This window comes from Aeromonas ichthyocola, assembly GCF_046087985.1.
In the GTDB taxonomy this organism is placed as follows: domain Bacteria; phylum Pseudomonadota; class Gammaproteobacteria; order Enterobacterales; family Aeromonadaceae; genus Aeromonas; species Aeromonas rivipollensis.
Map to the genome: position 1 here is coordinate 115305 of NZ_JBJSWH010000006.1, position 17196 is coordinate 132500.

At 61.0% G+C, this 17196-nt stretch carries 10 protein-coding genes, 1 tRNA gene, 3 rRNA genes and 1 pseudogene (1 of these 15 cut by a window edge); 3 read left to right on the forward strand and 12 right to left on the reverse strand.

The annotated features are described in order from the left end of the window. Positions 1-23: 23 nt before the first annotated feature. Both fghA and ACF2JD_RS17720 read left to right on the forward strand, forming a co-directional pair. A complete protein-coding gene (gene fghA / locus ACF2JD_RS17715) occupies positions 24-878 on the forward strand; it encodes an S-formylglutathione hydrolase (protein WP_139744682.1) in 855 nt (284 codons plus the stop codon). Between the two features lie 79 nt (positions 879-957). Continuing rightward, positions 958-1464, forward strand: a complete 507-nt coding sequence (locus ACF2JD_RS17720) for a DinB family protein (RefSeq protein ID WP_440987883.1) — start codon at positions 958-960, stop codon at positions 1462-1464. A gap of 76 nt (positions 1465-1540) precedes the next feature. On the opposite strand, the gene ACF2JD_RS17725 is transcribed toward ACF2JD_RS17720, so the two are convergent. Further along, complete coding sequence (locus tag ACF2JD_RS17725) at positions 1541-2263, reverse strand: head GIN domain-containing protein (protein WP_440987884.1); 723 nt, start codon at positions 2261-2263, stop codon at positions 1541-1543. 334 nt (positions 2264-2597) lie between these two features. Between ACF2JD_RS17725 and ovoA the strand changes: the two genes are divergently transcribed. Then, on the forward strand, positions 2598-4748 hold the full coding sequence (ovoA, locus tag ACF2JD_RS17730; protein WP_440987885.1) for a 5-histidylcysteine sulfoxide synthase: 2151 nt from the start codon (positions 2598-2600) through the stop codon (positions 4746-4748). Here ovoA and ACF2JD_RS17735 read toward each other — a convergent pair. The 11 genes and pseudogenes from ACF2JD_RS17735 to ACF2JD_RS17785 form a co-directional block, all read right to left on the reverse strand. Further along, a complete protein-coding gene (locus tag ACF2JD_RS17735) occupies positions 4726-5778 on the reverse strand; it encodes a bile acid:sodium symporter (RefSeq protein ID WP_440987886.1) in 1053 nt (350 codons plus the stop codon). The genes ovoA and ACF2JD_RS17735 overlap by 23 nt on opposite strands. 269 nt (positions 5779-6047) lie before the next feature. Then, positions 6048-7490, reverse strand: a complete 1443-nt coding sequence (locus tag ACF2JD_RS17740; protein ID WP_440987887.1) for an amino acid permease — start codon at positions 7488-7490, stop codon at positions 6048-6050. Between the two features lie 173 nt (positions 7491-7663). Further along, entirely contained in the window at positions 7664-8002 is a 339-nt protein-coding gene (locus ACF2JD_RS17745; protein WP_440987888.1) for a tRNA-binding protein, read from the reverse strand. A gap of 94 nt (positions 8003-8096) precedes the next feature. Continuing rightward, positions 8097-9542 carry an amino acid permease gene (locus ACF2JD_RS17750; protein ID WP_440987889.1) on the reverse strand — a complete coding sequence of 482 codons (1446 nt, stop codon included), beginning with the start codon at positions 9540-9542 and terminating at the stop codon, positions 8097-8099. A gap of 103 nt (positions 9543-9645) precedes the next feature. Next, the gene (locus ACF2JD_RS17755; RefSeq protein WP_440987890.1) at positions 9646-10101 is read right to left on the reverse strand and encodes a beta-galactosidase subunit beta; all 456 of its coding nucleotides are present in this window, start codon (positions 10099-10101) and stop codon (positions 9646-9648) included. Beyond that, positions 10098-13184 carry a beta-galactosidase subunit alpha gene (gene ebgA, locus ACF2JD_RS17760; RefSeq protein WP_440987891.1) on the reverse strand — a complete coding sequence of 1029 codons (3087 nt, stop codon included), beginning with the start codon at positions 13182-13184 and terminating at the stop codon, positions 10098-10100. The genes ACF2JD_RS17755 and ebgA overlap by 4 nt, the downstream gene beginning before the upstream one ends. 321 nt (positions 13185-13505) lie before the next feature. Then, positions 13506-14462: pseudogene (gene ebgR, locus ACF2JD_RS17765) on the reverse strand (transcriptional regulator EbgR). 159 nt (positions 14463-14621) lie between these two features. Further along, positions 14622-14736: ribosomal RNA gene (gene rrf / locus ACF2JD_RS17770) — 5S ribosomal RNA — on the reverse strand. Between the two features lie 22 nt (positions 14737-14758). After that, a tRNA-Thr gene (locus tag ACF2JD_RS17775) sits at positions 14759-14834 on the reverse strand. A 106-nt stretch (positions 14835-14940) separates the two neighbouring features. After that, positions 14941-15055 (reverse strand): 5S ribosomal RNA (rrf, locus tag ACF2JD_RS17780). Positions 15056-15183: 128 nt separating this feature from the next. Beyond that, positions 15184-17196: ribosomal RNA gene (locus ACF2JD_RS17785) — 23S ribosomal RNA — on the reverse strand; it runs 877 nt beyond the window's last position.

The window sequence follows — 17196 nt, forward strand, 5'->3', positions numbered from 1 at the left end:
GGGCGGGGCTGAGGAGTCCTTCGATGAATCTGGACATTATCAGCAGCAACAAAAGCTTCGGTGGCTGGCACAAGCAGTACCGCCACAGCTCCACAGTGCAGGGCTGCGAGATGCGCTTCGCCATCTACCTGCCGCCCCAGGCCCTCACCGGCCAGAAGGTGCCCGTGCTCTACTGGCTCTCCGGCCTCACCTGCACCGACGAGAACTTCATGCAGAAGGCGGGGGCCCAGCGCATCGCCGCCGAGCTCGGCATCGCCCTGGTAGCGCCGGACACCAGCCCGCGCGGCGAGGGGGTACCGGACGACCCCGGTTACGATCTCGGCATGGGGGCCGGCTTCTATGTCAACGCCACCCAGCACCCCTGGCGGGATCACTACCAGATGTATGACTACGTCACCCGGGAGCTGCCCGAGCTCATCGAGACCCACTTCCCGGTCTCCACCAGGCGCGCCATCAGCGGCCACTCCATGGGGGGCCACGGGGCCCTGATCGCCGCGTTGCGCGAACCCGGCCGCTACCGCTCGGTGTCGGCCTTCAGCCCCATCAGCCACCCGAGCCGCGCCCCCTGGGGCCAGAAGGCCCTCGGCGCCTATCTCGGCAACAATCCCCTGCTGTGGCAGGAGTGGGACAGCTGCCAGCTGCTGCGCCACCACGACAGCCAGCCCCTGCCGACCCGGGTGGACGTGGGACTGGACGATCCCTTCCTGGCGGAGCAACTCGGCATCGATGCCCTGGCCGAGATTGCGACCGCCAAGGAGTGGCCCCTGGCGCTTCATCGCCATGCCGGCTATGACCACAGCTACTACTTCGTGGCGAGCTTCATCGAGGAGCACCTGCGCTTTCATGCCAGCCACCTCGGCGAGCCGGCCCAGGGCTGACCAGGGGCCAGACAGGCCCCCCATGGTCGCCCGCCCCTCATCAGCGGGCGGCCATAAACAAGGGAACAGGGAGACAAGGATGACGATCTTCACCACGCTGCTGGCCATGCCGGACCAGTTCGAACGACTGCTGGCACAGGTGCCCGCCGACCAGCTGGACTGGGAGCCCGCCAACTGGGCCGGGACCCCAGCCGAGCGCTTCAGCGCCCGGGGGCACCTCTGCCACCTGCTGGACATAGAGACCCAGGGCTATCAGCTGCGCTTTCGCCGCACCCTGGAGGAGAGCCTGCCCGCGCTGGTCTCCCTCGATGGCTATCAGCTGGCGCGAGACAACCAGTACCCGTTGCAGGATACCGCGGTGCAGCTGGACCGCTTTCGTACCGCCCGCCTGCAGACAGTGGACTGGCTCAAGGCGCTGCCCTCCAGTGCCTGGGCGCGGCGCGCCCGCTATGGCGACTATGGGGAGGTGACCCTGGACGGTCTGGTGCGCCTGCTCGTCAGCCACGACCACCAGCACCTCGCCGGCATGCAGTGGCTGTTGATGCGGCTCAACGCGGATCTGCGCCTCGCGCTGCCTCTCGAGTGAGAGAAAGCAACGCGACCATGGATAACAAAACAGGCCCTGCATGGGCCTGTTGTTTAGCTGTAATTGCGCCGGATACTCAGCTTCCTGCACGGGAGATGGCGCCGGACCCTGCGATCTCGCTCTCCAGCCTGGGGTTGCCCAGATAGCTGACCGAGCCGGAGCCGGCGATGCCGACCTTCAGCAACTCGCTGGCATTCACTGCTACGTCGCCACTGCCGGCGATATTGACCTCGACCTCCTCTCCTTTGAACTGCGCGCCCGACACGCCACCGGCACCGGCGATATTGAGCTCCACTTCCCTGGCCGAGCCCTCCCCCAGATCCAGGCTGCCCGCACCGGCAATATTGCCCTCCAGTCGATCCAGTGCCAGCTGGCTGGCGACTATATCCCCCAGGCCGGCCACCGACAGTACCAGCTCATCTCCCGAAAAACCGCTCAGATCGCCGCGAGCCAGACCCGCCAGCGCCAGCTCTTCCACCTTGGGCAGGGTGATGGTGATATCGATGGGCTCGGGGGGCTCGAGCCGGTAACCCTCCTTCACCTCTATCTCAAGCTTGTCGCCCTTCTCGGTCAGCTCCAGGTAGGGCAGCAGGTTCCCCTGCCCCCGGATGTGGATACCGCTCGCCTCCCCCGCCACCAGATGGATGTTGGCGGGCACCCCGGCCAGCACCCGGGTCACCTGCTGACCCAGGGGGTGGCGCTGCTCGATGACGGCGCCGTCACCGCTCACCTTGGTATAATCCAACTTGCTGCAACCACCGAGCCCCAGGGCCAGCATCACTCCCAGCATCCACTTCATTTCTCTCTCCTTGTTGATGGCCCTGTCCGGCCTGTCTGTACTCATCCGGGAATCAAGATGGCAATCCTCATGCCATAATCTCAACTGCATGATTTTTATGTTTTTTTATTATTTTAATTGCCAGAGCCATCAGGCTGTAACGCGCCATTCTGACTATATAGTGGTGAAATTGGCCATACCCAAATGGGAATTCACCTACCTGGCGAGTAGCCGCTATGACAACAAGTACCGACAGTTTTTGGTTGCCGCCCCGGTCTGTTGAGCCAATAGTGATACCTTGTGCGTATAGAGCTCTCCACCTAAGCATTTGTCACTGCCAACAAGGAGTCAGAGCGTGACCCAAGTCAGCCATCCATTCGCCAGCCCAGAGGGCCTGCCAGCCCCGACCCGCACCCCGCTGCTCGGCGGCGACGATCCCGAGCACAAGCGCCGCGAGCTGCTCGACTACTTTTGTCAGACCTTCGACCTCTACGACAGCCTGTTTGACTGCCTGGCCGATGAGCGGGCCTGGTTCAACAAGGCGATCCCCCTGCGCCACCCCCTCATCTTCTACTACGGCCACACCGCCGCCTTCTTCGTCAACAAGCTGCTGGCGGCCAACCTCATCGACCGGCGCCTCGATCCCCGCATCGAGGCCATGGTGGCCATAGGGGTGGACGAGATGAGCTGGGACGATCTGGACGAGACCCACTACGACTGGCCTGCGGTGGCCGAACTGCGCGCCTACCGTGGCCGCGTGCGCGCCCTGGTGTGTGATTTCATCGAGCGTATGCCGATCGCACTGCCCATCGACTGGCAGAGCCCGGCCTGGGTCATCCTGATGGGGATAGAGCACGAACGCATCCACCTGGAGACCTCCAGCGTGCTGATCCGCCAGCTGCCCCTGGCCTGGGTGCAGCCGCAGCCCTATTGGCCCGCCTGCACCCAGGCCCGCCACAGGCGCGACCAGGTGCCCGCCAACAGCCTGCTGCCGGTGGCGGGGGGTAGAGTGCGCCTCGGCAAGCAGGACGCCACCTACGGCTGGGACAACGAATATGGCGAGCGCCACATAGAGCTGGCCCCCTTCCAGGCCAGCCGCATGCTGGTGAGCAATGCAGAGTACTTCGACTTCGTGCAGGCGGGCGGCTATGAGACCCGAGCCTGGTGGGACGACGAGGGCTGGGGCTGGTGCCAATATGCCAAGGCGCGCATGCCCAGCTTCTGGGTCGGCGACCCCAACGAGCCCGAGCAACTGCAACTGCGGCTGATGACAGAGCAGGTCCCCCTGCCCTGGGATTGGCCCGCCGAGGTGAACCAGCTGGAGGCCGCCGCCTTCTGCCGCTGGAAAGCGGCCCAGACCGGCCTGCCCATACAGCTGCCGAGCGAGGGGGAGTGGATGCTGCTGCGCGAGCAGCTGCCCGGCGATCAGCCGGACTGGCTGGAAGCCCCCGGCAATATCAACCTGGCCCGCTTCGCCTCCTCCTGCCCGGTGGATGCCTGCCCCCAGGGCGACTTCTTCGATCTGGTGGGCAACGTCTGGCAGTGGACCAGCACCGCCATCGACGGCTTCGAGGGGTTCAAGGTGCACCCGCTCTACGACGACTTCTCCACCCCCACCTTCGATGGCAAGCACAGCCTCATCAAGGGCGGCAGCTGGATAAGCACGGGTAACGAGGCGCTCAAGTCGTCCCGCTACGCCTTCCGCCGCCACTTCTTCCAGCATGCGGGCTTCCGCTATCTGGTCTCACGCTATCAGGAAGCCATCACAGTGAATCCTTATGAAACCGACGCCCTGGTGGCGCAATACCTCGACTTCCAGTACGGCCCGACCCACTTCGGGGTGGCCAACTACGCCCAGACCCTGGCCAGCCTCGCCAGCGAGCTGTGCAGCCGCCATGAGCGGGCGCTGGACATCGGCTGCGCCACCGGCCGCGCCAGCTTCGAGCTGGCCCGCCACTTCCAGCACGTTGACGGGGTGGACTACTCGGCCCGCTTCATCGACGTGGCGCTCGCCCTCGCCAGCCAGGACAGCTTCCGCTATGCCCTGCCCCTGGAGGGGGAGCTGGTGGAGTATTGCGAGGCGCGCCTCTCCAGCCATGATCTCGGCCGCGAGCAGGCCGAACGGGTTCACTTCAGCCAGGGGGATGCCTGCAACCTCAAGCCCAAGTACGAGCACTACGATCTGGTGCTCGCCGCCAACCTGATCGACCGACTGCGGGAGCCCGCCCGCTTCCTGCGGGACATTGCTCCGCGCCTTCGCAGCGGCGGCCTGCTGGTGCTCACCAGCCCCTACACCTGGCTGACCGACTACACCCCCAAGGCGAACTGGCTCGGCGGCATCCGGGAGAACGGCGAGGCCCTCTCCACCCATCAGGCACTGCAACGGCTGCTGGCGGCGGAGTTCGAGGAGCTGTGCCCGCCGCGAGACGTGCCCTTCGTCATCCGCGAAACCGCCCGCAAGCACCAGCACACGGTGGCCCAGCTCACCGTCTGGCGCAAACGCTGAGGGGGCGGCAAACGAAAGAGGGAGGCCCATGGCCTCCCTCTCTTTTTGCCCAAAGGCTTATCCCTCCTGGACCTGGGGCAGGGAACTCCTGCTCGCGGTAGCGGCGAGCCAGCACGGCGCACACCATCAGCTGGATCTGGTGGAAGATCATCAGCGGCAGCACCATGACGCCAACGCTGGCGGCGGGGAACATGACGTTGGCCATGGGCACCCCATTGGCCAGGCTCTTCTTGGAGCCGCAGAAGACTATGGTGATCTCGTCCGCCCGCTCGAACCCGAGGCGGCGGCTGATCCAGACGTTCCAGGCCAGCACCAGCGCCAGCAGCACGCAGCTCAGCAGCACTATGCTGGCGAGATCGTACCAGCCGACCTGATGCCAGATCCCCTGCACCACCGCCTCGCTGAAGGCGACGTAGACCACCAACAGGATTGAGCTCTGATCCAGCTTGCCGATCAGCGGCCGGTGGCTGTCGACCCAGCGGCCGATGAGGGGGCGCGACAGGTGACCCACCACGAAGGGCAGCATCAGCTGCACCATGATGGCCTGGATGGAGTGCCAGGTGTCGACCCCCTCCCCCTGAACATTGATCATCAGCCCCACCAGCACAGGCGAGAGGAAGATGCCGAGTATGCTGGAGGCCGAGGCGCTACACACAGCCGCCGACACATTGCCGCCGGCCATGGAGGTGAAGGCGATGGCCGACTGCACCGTGGCCGGAAGGGCGCAGAGATAGAGGAAGCCAAGGTAGATGGCCGGGCTCAGCCACTGGGGCACCAGCGGGGTGAGCAGCAGCCCGAGCAGCGGGAACAGCAGGAAGGTGCTGGCCATCACCACCAGGTGGAGCCGCCAGTGGCCGAGGCCCGCCAGCAGGTTCTGGCGCGACAGCTTGGCGCCATGCATGAAGAAGAGCAGCGCCACCGCCAGCTTGGTCAGCAGCGCGAACCAGACGGCCACCTGGCCCTCGCAGGGGAAGAAGGAGGCCAGGGCCACCACCAGAATCAGCACAGAGGTAAAGGGATCCAGACGCACGGGGAGTCTCCAGGGAAAGCGCGTCCCGCACCGGATGGGGGACGACAGGGCACAGGAGGGCCATCCTCTGACGGCGACCCTCGATACGAAACCCCAGCTTACCCCGAACACAGGGAGGCGCAAAGTTGAGCGACGGCCCCAAGCATTTAGTGAAATTAAACGAGTTGGTTTTTAGCGCTTTAAAACTAAACACCCAGGGTGGCCATGGCAGGCGAGGAGACAAAAAAACGGGTGGCCAGAGGCCACCCGCGCTGCACCACAGCCGGCACTCAGATCTGCCGGGCCAGGGCGTCGCCGCCGGCCTTGCCCCCGGCTGCCAGCTTGCGGGCCTGGCGCTTCTCGAAGCGGGAGATCCACCAGTAGGCCAGCGCCGAGAAGACGGCGGTCATGAAGACGTTGATGAAGAAGGCGCGCACCAGATCCACCCCGGCCGGGAAGGCGGAGGCACTCATGCTCACCACGAAGATGGCGATCAGCACAGAGACCACGCTCATGCCGAAGGTGCGCGATCCCATGCGGAACTCGCGGGGGGTGTCGTCGTGTTTCCAGCGGAAGACGAAGTAGGCCACCATGATGAAGATGGGCGGCAGCATGGCGGTGCCGGCGGTAAGGTTGATGGCGGTGTTCATCATCTGCTGCACCGACTCGGAGCCGAAGCCGTTGACCACCAGCATCACGAACACGAACACAAACTGCCACCAGGCGGCGCGCACCGGCACCCCGTGCTCGTTGAGCTGGGTGGTCTTGTCGCCATAGACCCCCTGGGGGATCTCGGAGAAGTGGATCTTCACCGGCGCCGAGGTCCACATCATCATGGAGCCGAACATGGCGATGAAGAGCACCACCCCGACCGCGCGGCCGACCAGCGTCTCGGAGAGCCCGAAGTACTGGGCCATGCCGGTGAAGATCTCCACCATGCCGCCGGCGTAGGTGAGGCTTTCGCGCGGCACGAAGACGTTCACCAGCAGGGAACCCAGCGCATACATGGCGCCTATGACCACACCGGCGATGATGATCACCTTGATGAAGGACTTCTGGCCGCCCTTGACGTCGTTGAGATAGGCCGCCGCCGTCTCGGCTCCGCCCGCCGCCTGGAAGATCCAGCACATGATGCCCAGCGTCGCCCAGTTGACTGTGGGGGTCATGGCTTCCAGGGTGATGGGCTGGGCTGCCACATGGTCGCCGCCGAGGGCCATCAGGGCACCCAGCACATAGATGGCGAACAGGGCGAAGACGCCGTAGGCCACCAGTTCGGCAATCTTGCCGAGCCAGCTCGCCCCCTTGGTGGAGATGTGGGTCGCCGCCGCGAACAGCGCTATGGAGATGATCGAGGTGACGGTCGGCGAGAAGCTGTACTCATACCCCAGCATGGCGTAGGAGGCGTAGGCGATGACGTTCGGCAGCAGGGAGACGAACCAGAACAGGTTCACAAACCAGTAGAGGAAGGAGCCGAGATAGGCCATCCGGGTGCCGAGGGGTTTCTTGAGCCAGTCGTACATCCCCGACTCTGAGTTTTTGTTGGCCGACACGAATTCGGCGATGATAAAGACGAAGGGGATAAAATAGACGAGCGTGGCCAGCAGGAAGATGGGGGCCGAGCTGAGCCCCAGCTCTATGTTGTTGTTGACGATATTGCGCACGTTGAATACGGCGGCAAAGGTCATCGACAACAGGGCAAACTTGCCTATGGTGCCGCGTACTGATTCAGACATGATGTCCTCCGGTGGATTCACGCCCCTTCGCACTGGGGCGCTATGACTCTGAATGTGTTCGGCGCCTGCCAGTTGGCCGCGCCGTTTACTCTCTTGTTATGGTCAGAGGGGCAGCTCATGGCGCCCCTTCACACACCGGCGCAGCCCTGCGGCACCGGCGCTCAATCGTTGGTTCAGACGATGGGGGTGCCCGGCGCCATCGGCACGCGAGGCTGCAACAGCACGCTCTGGCTCTCGTCCGAGGTCTCGGCGCAGAGCAACATGCACTCGGAACGCTCGCCGCGCATCCTGGTGGGTTTCAAGTTGGTCAGCACCACCACCTCGCTGCCCAGCAGCTCCTCTTCGCTGTAATGGGGCACCAGGCTGGTGACCGTCTGCAGCGGCCGCTCGCCGCCCACGTCGATCTGGACGATATAGAGTTTGTCGGCCCCGGGGTGGCGCACCACCTCCAGCACCTTGCCCACCTTCATCTCGACCCGTTTGAATTCGGCAAACTCGATCGTCTCGCTCATTCCATGCTCCTTCTGTTCTGTGGTTCAACCTGTCGCGGGTGGCTGCCGCCACCCGCTTTCACTCTCATGGCCACTCGGGCCCCATGCGTTGGGGTCAGGAGGGCTGGATGGAGACCTGCGCCGCCGGCAGGGCCTCTTTCACCCGGGCCTCCTCGCTCAGGGAGGCTTCATATCTGTTGTATTTCCACCAGGCGAAGCCCAGGAAAATCACGATCCCGCCCACGTTGTAGAAGACGATGGTCATGATGTCGGCGCCGGTCGGGAAGGTGGAGGCGAGGAAGCCCACCGAGAAGATGGCGATCAGCACAGAGACCACGGCTATGCCTGTGGTGCGGGAGCCCATCTTGAAATCACGCGGCAGGTGGTCGAGCTTCAGGCGCAGATTGAGGTAGGCCAGCATGATGAAGAGCGGCGGCAGCATGGAGGCGGCGGCTGTCATGTTGATGACGGTGTTCATCAGATCCTGCGCCGTGTTGGAGCCGAGCGTCGGGATCAACATCAGGGGCAGCACTATGAGGTACTGGATCCAGGCAGCCCGGGCGGGCACGCCGTTCTCGTTAAGCTCGACCGTCTTCTTGCCGAAGATGCCGGCCGGGATCTCGGAGAAGAAGATCTTCACCGGGGTGGCCGTCCACATCAGCAGGGAGCCGAACATGGCGGTGAAGGAGACCAGCCCGACGAAGCGGTTCATCAGGATCTCCGGCAAGCCGAAGTAAGCCGCCAGCCCTTCGAACACCTGCACCGAGCCACCGGTGTATTTCAGGGTGTCGCCGGGCACGAAGACGTTGATCAAAAGCGACGCTATGGAGTACAGCACCCCGATGAAGAGCCCGGCGATGATGATCACCTTCACGAAGGACTTGGAGCCCCCTTTCACGTCATTGACGTAGACAGCGACCGACTCGGCGCCACCGGCCGCCATAAAGATCCAGGTGGTAATGCCGAGGAAGGCCCAGCTGAAATCGGGGACCATGGCCTCCACCGTGATGGGGTCGGCCGGTTGTACACCACCGATTAACGCCACACCTGCCAGCAGAATGTAGGAGAGGGTCAGCAACAGCATCAGGGACGAGGTCACCGAGGTGATGGGGCCCAGCATCTTGGCGCCGTTGGTGGAGACATAGGTGGCAAAGGCAAACAGCACCATGCTTAAGAAAGTGGTCGCCAGCGGCGTGAAAATGTATTCGTAGCCCAAAAAGGCGTAGGAGGCGTAGGCGATCACCCGCGGCAGCAGCGAGGTGAAGAAGAAGAGGTTCACGAACCAGTAGGTGTAGGCGGAGATAAAGGCCCAGCGACCGCCGAGGGAGCTCTTCACCCAGGCATAAACACCGGCTTCGGAGTTTTTGTTCAGTGACACGAATTCCGCGATGATCAGGCAGAACGGAATGAAGTAAAAAATGGTGGCCAGAAAGAACATGGGGGCCGAGGCCAGACCGATCTCGATGTTGTTGTTGATGACGTTGTTGAAGCTGAATACCGCCGCGAAAGTGAGCGACAGCAGACCAAACTTGCCTATCGTATTCCGTTTGGAATCAGACATGGTGCATCTCCAGACCTGTAGTTATTGTCTGCCAAAAGGCGGGGCATGAGTTGTAGGGTGGCCCCGCCCTTCCGGCTTTTATCAGTGCAAAAACAGCGGCGTGTTATTTGTTTTTGAAGTAGCCGCCTTCGACCGTGACCTTGATGATCAGCTTGCGCACAGGGGCATCGCCTGCGAAGCGGTAGGCTTCGTCGTTCTCGAAGATCACCACCTGACCCTTGCCGACTTTCAGGCGCTCACGCACCTCACCGGCCAGCCACTCGCGGTCGGTGGTGTCGTCATAGGCCTGCTCGACCTGCAGCTCGCTCTTGGCAGCCCACTCCACCGTCTCTGTCCCTTCCAGGTAGTAGTGAACGTCGAAGTAACGGCGCTGCCCCTCGAACAACGAGGTGGCCGGGCTGGCCCCCTCCTGCAAGCGGTAGGTGAGGGAGTCACCGATGGAGTGGCAGATGCCGGGCTTGAGGTTCGGCAGGTTGTTGATGGCCTCCACGCAGCGGCCCCACTTCTTGCCCTCCCGGTAGATATTTTTGAACTGGGTCAGGTTGCCTAAGGTGATCATGCGAGGTTCCTCCCGCCGTTGATGGTGAGATCGATCCCGGCCAGCGCAGCCGGATTGAGGTTGCCACGGGCTATGGGCAGCAGGGTCAGGCCGAAGCTGAACGGCTCGAAACGCACCCGCCAGGAGTCCAGCACCTCGGAGCCCCAGGAGTTGGAGCCCAGCCCCAGCACCTTGTGATCCAGATTGAGGGTGAGATAACCGCTAGGCTCCAGCTCGTTGATGTGCTGCGCCGCGTGGATATGCTCCCAGCTGTAGGGCCAGACGCTCAGGTTGATGGGGGCATCGGGCCGCACGTAGAGACCGGCGCCGTGACGGTTGGTCAGGGTCGCCCAGCGCACCTGCTGGCGGTTGCCGTTGTCCTGCGGGAAGGGGTAGTGCTCCCACATCTCGCTGACTGTGCTCTGGAAGCTGTCGATCCAGTTGCTCTGGCGGCTGTCCTGATAGTTCTCGCCCGGCCCCATGCCAAGGTAGTGCACCCGGTCGAGATCCTGGCGAATACCCAGCTCGAAGCCGATCTTGGGGATGATGTCGTCATAGCCACCGTAGGGTTGGCCACAGAGCGCCACATGCAGCTGACCATTCGGGCTCAGGGTGTAGACGTAACGGCAGCGCATGCCGAAGTCGAACACCGGCGGCGCGATCAGGCTTTCCACCGTCACCTCGACCGCCTCGCCCAGCTGACGCCAGCTCAGAGTGCGGAAGTGCTCCTGCATGATCTGCAGGTGGTTCGGGTGCCACAGGCTCTCGTACTCCTGCTTGTGGTTGTCGATCATCGGCTTGAAGAAGGTGAGGCGCGGCGCCCGCTCGATAAGCTCATTGCCATCTTGCTGCCAGCTCACCAGCTTGCCGTCGAGGCGCGAGAAGCGCAGGGCAAAGCCGCTGCCGCTCAAGGTCAGGTCAAGCCGTTCGTCGGCAATCTGCAACGCAGTGGCGTTGGGATTGGCAAAGGGCTGCAGCTGGCGAGTCGACTCTTTGAGCTGGAACTGGTACTGGCCCAGCTCGTGCTCAGCCGTGCTGTAGCGGGTGGCGGTGGCCTTGATGACCCGCAGCTGGACGAAGGTTTCCCGCCCATCGAGCGAAGGCAGCTCAAGCTGCAGCTCGGTAATCGCACCGGGAGCCATCCCTTCAAGCCGGAGCTGCTGGCTCGCCAGCAGTTCGCCCTCGGCCTTCACCTCAACCAGCAGGCGGATGTCGTCGAGATTGGAGAACCAGTAGCGGTTTTCCAGCTCCAGCCTGCCGCTGGCCAGATCCAGTGCCCGCACCTTGACCGGGCAGATCACCTGCTTGTATTCGCGCAGGCCCGGCCCCGGGGTCTGATCCGGATAGATGAGGCCATCCATGCAGAAGTTGTAGTTGTTGGGGTAGTCGCCGTAGTCGCCGCCGTACTTGTAGACGGCGCGGCCCTGCTCGTCCTGATCCAGGATGCCGTGATCGCACCACTCCCAGATGTAGTGACCCTGAATGTGGGGATGACGGTCGAACACCTGCTGATATTCGCTCAGGCCACCCGGGCCGTTGCCCATGGCGTGGGCGTATTCGCAGAGGATGCGCGGCTTCTCCATCGGGAACTCGCCAAAGCTGTTCATCTGGGAGACGCGCGAATACATGGTGCTCACCACATCCACCACCTCGGCATCGCGATCCTCTTCGTAGTGCACCAGCCGGGTCGGGTCGATCGCCTTGCAGCACTGGTACATGGCTCTGATGTTGCAGCCGTAGCCGGACTCGTTGCCGAGCGACCAGATGATGATGGAGGGGTGGTTCTTCTGGGCGTGAACATGGCGCTCGATCCTGTCCACGAACACAGGCTCCCAGAAGGGATCGTCGGTGATGCGGCTGAGATCGCCGACGTTGGCGAAACCGTGGGTCTCCACGTCGGTCTCCGCCATCACGAACAGACCGTACTGGTCGCACAGCTCGTAGAAGCGCGGGTCGTTCGGGTAGTGGGCGGTGCGCACCGAGTTGAGGTTGTGCTGCTTCATCAGCACTATGTCGCGCTCCACTCGATCCATGCCGACCGCGCGGCTCTTGAGGTGGTCGTTGTCGTGGCGGTTCACCCCGTGCAGCTTGAGGTAGTGGCCGTTGACATAGAAGAGGCCATCCTTGACCTTGATTTCACGCACCCCGACCCGCTGGGGGATCACTTCCAGCAGCTCGCCCTGACCGTTGTAGAGGGAGAGCTGCAGCTGATAGAGGTAAGGATCTTCGGCGCTCCACAGATGGGGGTTGGCCAGATCCAGCGTGAAGCGGCAGTCGAGATTACCGTCGATGGCAAGATTGTCGAGTGTGCCACTGGCGATCTCGCTGCCCTGATCCAGCAGGGACCAGACCAGACGGTGATCACGAGCAGGCGCCCCCAGATTTTCCAGCTGGATATCGCAGTTCAGGGTGGCGCTCTGGCCGGCAATCTGATTGTCATCGGCCAGCGCGGTGCGGATGAAGAAGTCCTGCACATGGGCGGCCGGTTTGCCCACCAGATAGACGTCGCGGAAGATCCCCGCCATCCACCACATGTCCTGATCTTCGATATAGGTGGAGTCGGCCCACTGCATCACCCGCACCGACAGCAGGTTCTCGCCAATGTTGGCGTAGGCGCTGATGTCGAACTCGGCGGTGAGGCGGCTCCCCTTGCTGAAGCCCACATAGTGGCCATTCACATAGACCTCGAAGTAGGTCTCCACACCATCGAACTTGATGATCACCTGCTCGCCATCCCAGGCCGGGCTCAGCACGAAGCTGCGCTGATAGGCGCCGGTGGGGTTGTTGCTCGGCACGAAAGGCACGTCTATGGGGAAGGGGAAGCCCTCGTCTGTGTATTGCAGGTTGCCATGCCCTTCCATCTGCCACATGTTTGGCACTGTTATCTGGCCCCAGCCGCTCATGGGGCTGTGATAGAAGTCTTCCGGCACCAGCAACGGATGCTCGTAGTAGTGGAACTGCCACTGACCGCTAAGGCTCAGAAAACGGCGGCTCAGCTCCCGCTGCATGGTGGCCGCCAGCCCGTGATCGGCATAAGAGAAGAAGTAGGCGCGCGGAGCCAGCCTGTTTTCACCAACGAATTGGACGTTTTCCCAGTTATTCACATGTCCTCCCGGAACAAGACAACTTTGACTGGGTAAACTCTAGATAAACATTTACTAAATATCAGGTAATGATCGGTAAAGTTTTAACCGGATCACAGATGATGGTTCAATCTGTGAGCGAGATCAGAAGCGGGAGATAAAGGAGGGCAAGATACAGATGAGTGGCATGGATGTTGATAGCCAGTTGGCTGAATGCAATAAAATCAACTATAAAACAATACGATATGACGTCACGGGATGATATGGGAAATAAGTTTGCTTGGGAGAGGTGTCGCACCACCGCAAGATGGTGCGACTAAAAAGCAGAACGTTTTACTAAAATCAACGAGTGGTACCACGCAGGGTCAGGCGGCTGGGAACCAGCACCCGCAGCGGCACTTCCCGCTCATCCCGCAGCCGTTCGACCAGCAGATTGACTCCCTGGGAGCCCATCAACTCGGAGTGGATCCGCACTGTGGAGAGCGGCGGGAAGGTGAACTTGGCGGTCGGGATGTCGTTGACGCTGATGAGCTCGATCTGCTGGGGAATGGCCAGTCCCTTCTCGTGGATGGCTCTCAGCACACCTATGGCGATGGAGTCTGAGGCGACGAACAGCGCCTTGGGCCAATCTCCCGCCAGCATCTCTTTCGCCAGCCGGTAGCCGGAGGCACTGGAGAAGTCGCCGCGATAGAGGTCGCTCTCCTGCACCACTCCCAGCCGCTGACCGTAGTCGAGGAAGGCCAGCTCACGGAGATCCGGCGCCTCATCCTGACCCCCGATATAACCGATGCGCTGGTGCCCCTGGGCGATGAAGTAATCGACGACCTGCTGGCTGATCAGGCGAGATCCACATCAACCGAGTCAAACTCTCCCTGGCGCGGCAATCCACAAAACACCAGCTGGAGCAGAGTGGAGCTGCGCCAGACGCTCGGGCAGATGGCCGATAACCAGGATACCGTCGACGGCGCTCAGCTCGCGCCCTTCACCACAGTTGTAGAGGTGGGTCAGTTCGATATTGAAGCGGGCGCACTGGGTCTCGATGCCGTAGCGAATGGCGAGATAGTAGGGGTCGTTGACCTCGGTGCTCTGCGGGTAGGCATAGACCGCCAGAAAGTGCAGCTTGCTCTTGTGCACCCCTTTGCGGGCGCTGCTGGTCTTGTACTCCAGCCGCTCGGCAATCTCGAAGATCTTCTGTCTGGTCTCTTCCTTGACGCTCAGCGTCGGATCTTCATTGAGCACCCGCGACACAGTGGCCTGGGACACCCCCGCCTCCTGTGCAATTTCCTTCAACGTAGCCATCAATACCTCGCTGGCAGCATCACGTGTTAATCGGTAACGGCTCAAGAGTAACGGGCAAGCCGCTGACAGCCCAGCATTTTTACTAAAAGAAGCCAGCCTGGATCGAAAAAATCCCAAAGCAAAAAGGCCTCCCGAATGGGAGGCCTTTTCTAAATAGGTGCCTGACAGTGTCCTACTCTCGCATGGCGAATGCCACACTACCATCGGCGCTACCGCGTTTCACTTCTGAGTTCGGCATGGGATCAGGTGGTTCCACGGCGCTATTGCCGTCAGGCAAAAGCTGTATTACTTAATAATGGTGCTGATACCCAGAGTCGAACTGGGGACCTCATCCTTACCAAGGATGCGCTCTACCAACTGAGCCATATCAGCACACTAACCGGTAAAGACCGCACTGTGTGCGCTATCTAAATCTTCTGTCCAACACAACCTGACGTTGCATCGCGACCAACCACATCGCTGTGATTGCTTAATTGAAGCCTGGCAGTGTCCTACTCTCGCATGGCGAATGCCACACTACCATCGGCGCTACCGCGTTTCACTTCTGAGTTCGGCATGGGATCAGGTGGTTCCACGGCGCTATGGCCGCCAGGCAAAAAACTTCATCTGGAAAGCTGACGTGAGTAACGACTTGGCCTTAATGGCTGGTCGCTATCACTGAATTTTTTAAGTAGTTCGCTTGGTATTTGCTACAAGCCTTAGAACACTTCTTGGGTGTTGTATGGTTAAGCCTCACGGGTAATTAGTATGGGTTAGCTCAACACGTCGCCGCGCTTACACACCCCACCTATCAACGTTGTGGTCTCCAACGGCCCTTTAGGACCCTCAAGGGGTCAGGGATGACTCATCTCAGGGCTCGCTTCCCGCTTAGATGCTTTCAGCGGTTATCGATTCCGAACTTAGCTACCGGGCAGTGCCACTGGCGTGACAACCCGAACACCAGAGGTTCGTTCACTCCGGTCCTCTCGTACTAGGAGCAACTCCCTTCAATCATCCAACGCCCACGGCAGATAGGGACCGAACTGTCTCACGACGTTCTGAACCCAGCTCGCGTACCACTTTAAATGGCGAACAGCCATACCCTTGGGACCGACTTCAGCCCCAGGATGTGATGAGCCGACATCGAGGTGCCAAACACCGCCGTCGATATGAACTCTTGGGCGGTATCAGCCTGTTATCCCCGGAGTACCTTTTATCCGTTGAGCGATGGCCCTTCCATTCAGAACCACCGGATCACTATGACCTACTTTCGTACCTGCTCGACCTGTCCGTCTCGCAGTTAAGCTGGCTTATGCCATTGCACTAACCTCCTGATGTCCGACCAGGATTAGCCAACCTTCGTGCTCCTCCGTTACTCTTTGGGAGGAGACCGCCCCAGTCAAACTACCCACCAGGCACTGTCCGCGAGCCCGATTCAGGGCCCTGCGTTAGAACATCAAACATACAAGGGTGGTATTTCAAGGACGGCTCCAGCGCAACTGGCGTCACGCCTTCAAAGCCTCCCACCTATCCTACACATGTAGGTTCAATGTTCAGTGCCAAGCTGTAGTAAAGGTTCACGGGGTCTTTCCGTCTAGCCGCGGGTACACCGCATCTTCACGGCGAATTCGATTTCACTGAGTCTCGGGTGGAGACAGCATGGCCATGGTTACACCATTCGTGCAGGTCGGAACTTACCCGACAAGGAATTTCGCTACCTTAGGACCGTTATAGTTACGGCCGCCGTTTACCGGGGCTTCGATCAAGAGCTTCGCTTGCGCTAACCCCATCAATTAACCTTCCGGCACCGGGCAGGTGTCACACCCTATACGTCCACTTTCGTGTTTGCAGAGTGCTGTGTTTTTGATAAACAGTCCCAGCCATCTGGTCACTGCGACTCCCAACTGCTCCATCCGCAAGGGACTTCACTGTCAAGAGCGAACCTTCTCCCGAAGTTACGGTTCTATTTTGCCTAGTTCCTTCACCCGAGTTCTCTCAAGCGCCTTGGTATTCTCTACCCGACCACCTGTGTCGGTTTGGGGTACGATGACTTGTAATCTGAAGCTTAGAGGCTTTTCCTGGAAGCAGGGCATCAATGGCTTCACCACCGTAGTGGCTTCGTCTCGTGTCTCAGTGTTGTGTCTCCGGATTTGCCTAGAAACACCACCTACGCACTTTCACCAGGACAACCGTCGCCTGGCCCACCTAGCCTTCTCCGTCCCCCCATCGCAATTACAAGTCGTGCAGGAATATTAACCTGCTTCCCATCGATTACGCCTTTCGGCCTCACCTTAGGGGTCGACTCACCCTGCCCCGATTAACGTTGGACAGGAACCCTTGGTCTTCCGGCGAGGAGGCTTTTCACCCCCTTTATCGTTACTTACGTCAGCATTCGCACTTCTGATATCTCCAGCATACCTCTCGATACACCTTCGCAGACTTACAGAACGCTCCCCTACCACTCATACATAAGTATGAATCCGCGGCTTCGGTGCCTGGTTTGAGCCCCGTTACATCTTCCGCGCAGGCCGACTCGACTAGTGAGCTATTACGCTTTCTTTAAATGATGGCTGCTTCTAAGCCAACATCCTAGCTGTCTGAGCCTTCCCACATCGTTTCCCACTTAACCAGAACTTTGGGACCTTAGCCGGCGGTCTGGGTTGTTTCCCTCTTCACGACGGACGTTAGCACCCGCCGTGTGTCTCCCGGATATTACTTACTGGTATTCGGAGTTTGCATGGAGTTGGTAAGTCGG

Bases quoted from the DNA above. Each gene is read 5' to 3' on its own strand.
- fghA (WP_139744682.1), top strand. From the start codon at position 24: ATGAATCTGGACATTATCAGCAGCAACAAAAGCTTCGGTGGCTGGCAC.
- ACF2JD_RS17720 (WP_440987883.1), top strand. From the start codon at position 958: ATGACGATCTTCACCACGCTGCTGGCCATGCCGGACCAGTTCGAACGA.
- ACF2JD_RS17725 (WP_440987884.1), bottom strand. From the start codon at position 2,263: ATGAAGTGGATGCTGGGAGTGATGCTGGCCCTGGGGCTCGGTGGTTGC.
- ACF2JD_RS17740 (WP_440987887.1), bottom strand. From the start codon at position 7,490: ATGTCTGAATCAGTACGCGGCACCATAGGCAAGTTTGCCCTGTTGTCG.
- ACF2JD_RS17745 (WP_440987888.1), bottom strand. From the start codon at position 8,002: ATGAGCGAGACGATCGAGTTTGCCGAATTCAAACGGGTCGAGATGAAG.
- ACF2JD_RS17750 (WP_440987889.1), bottom strand. From the start codon at position 9,542: ATGTCTGATTCCAAACGGAATACGATAGGCAAGTTTGGTCTGCTGTCG.
- ACF2JD_RS17755 (WP_440987890.1), bottom strand. From the start codon at position 10,101: ATGATCACCTTAGGCAACCTGACCCAGTTCAAAAATATCTACCGGGAG.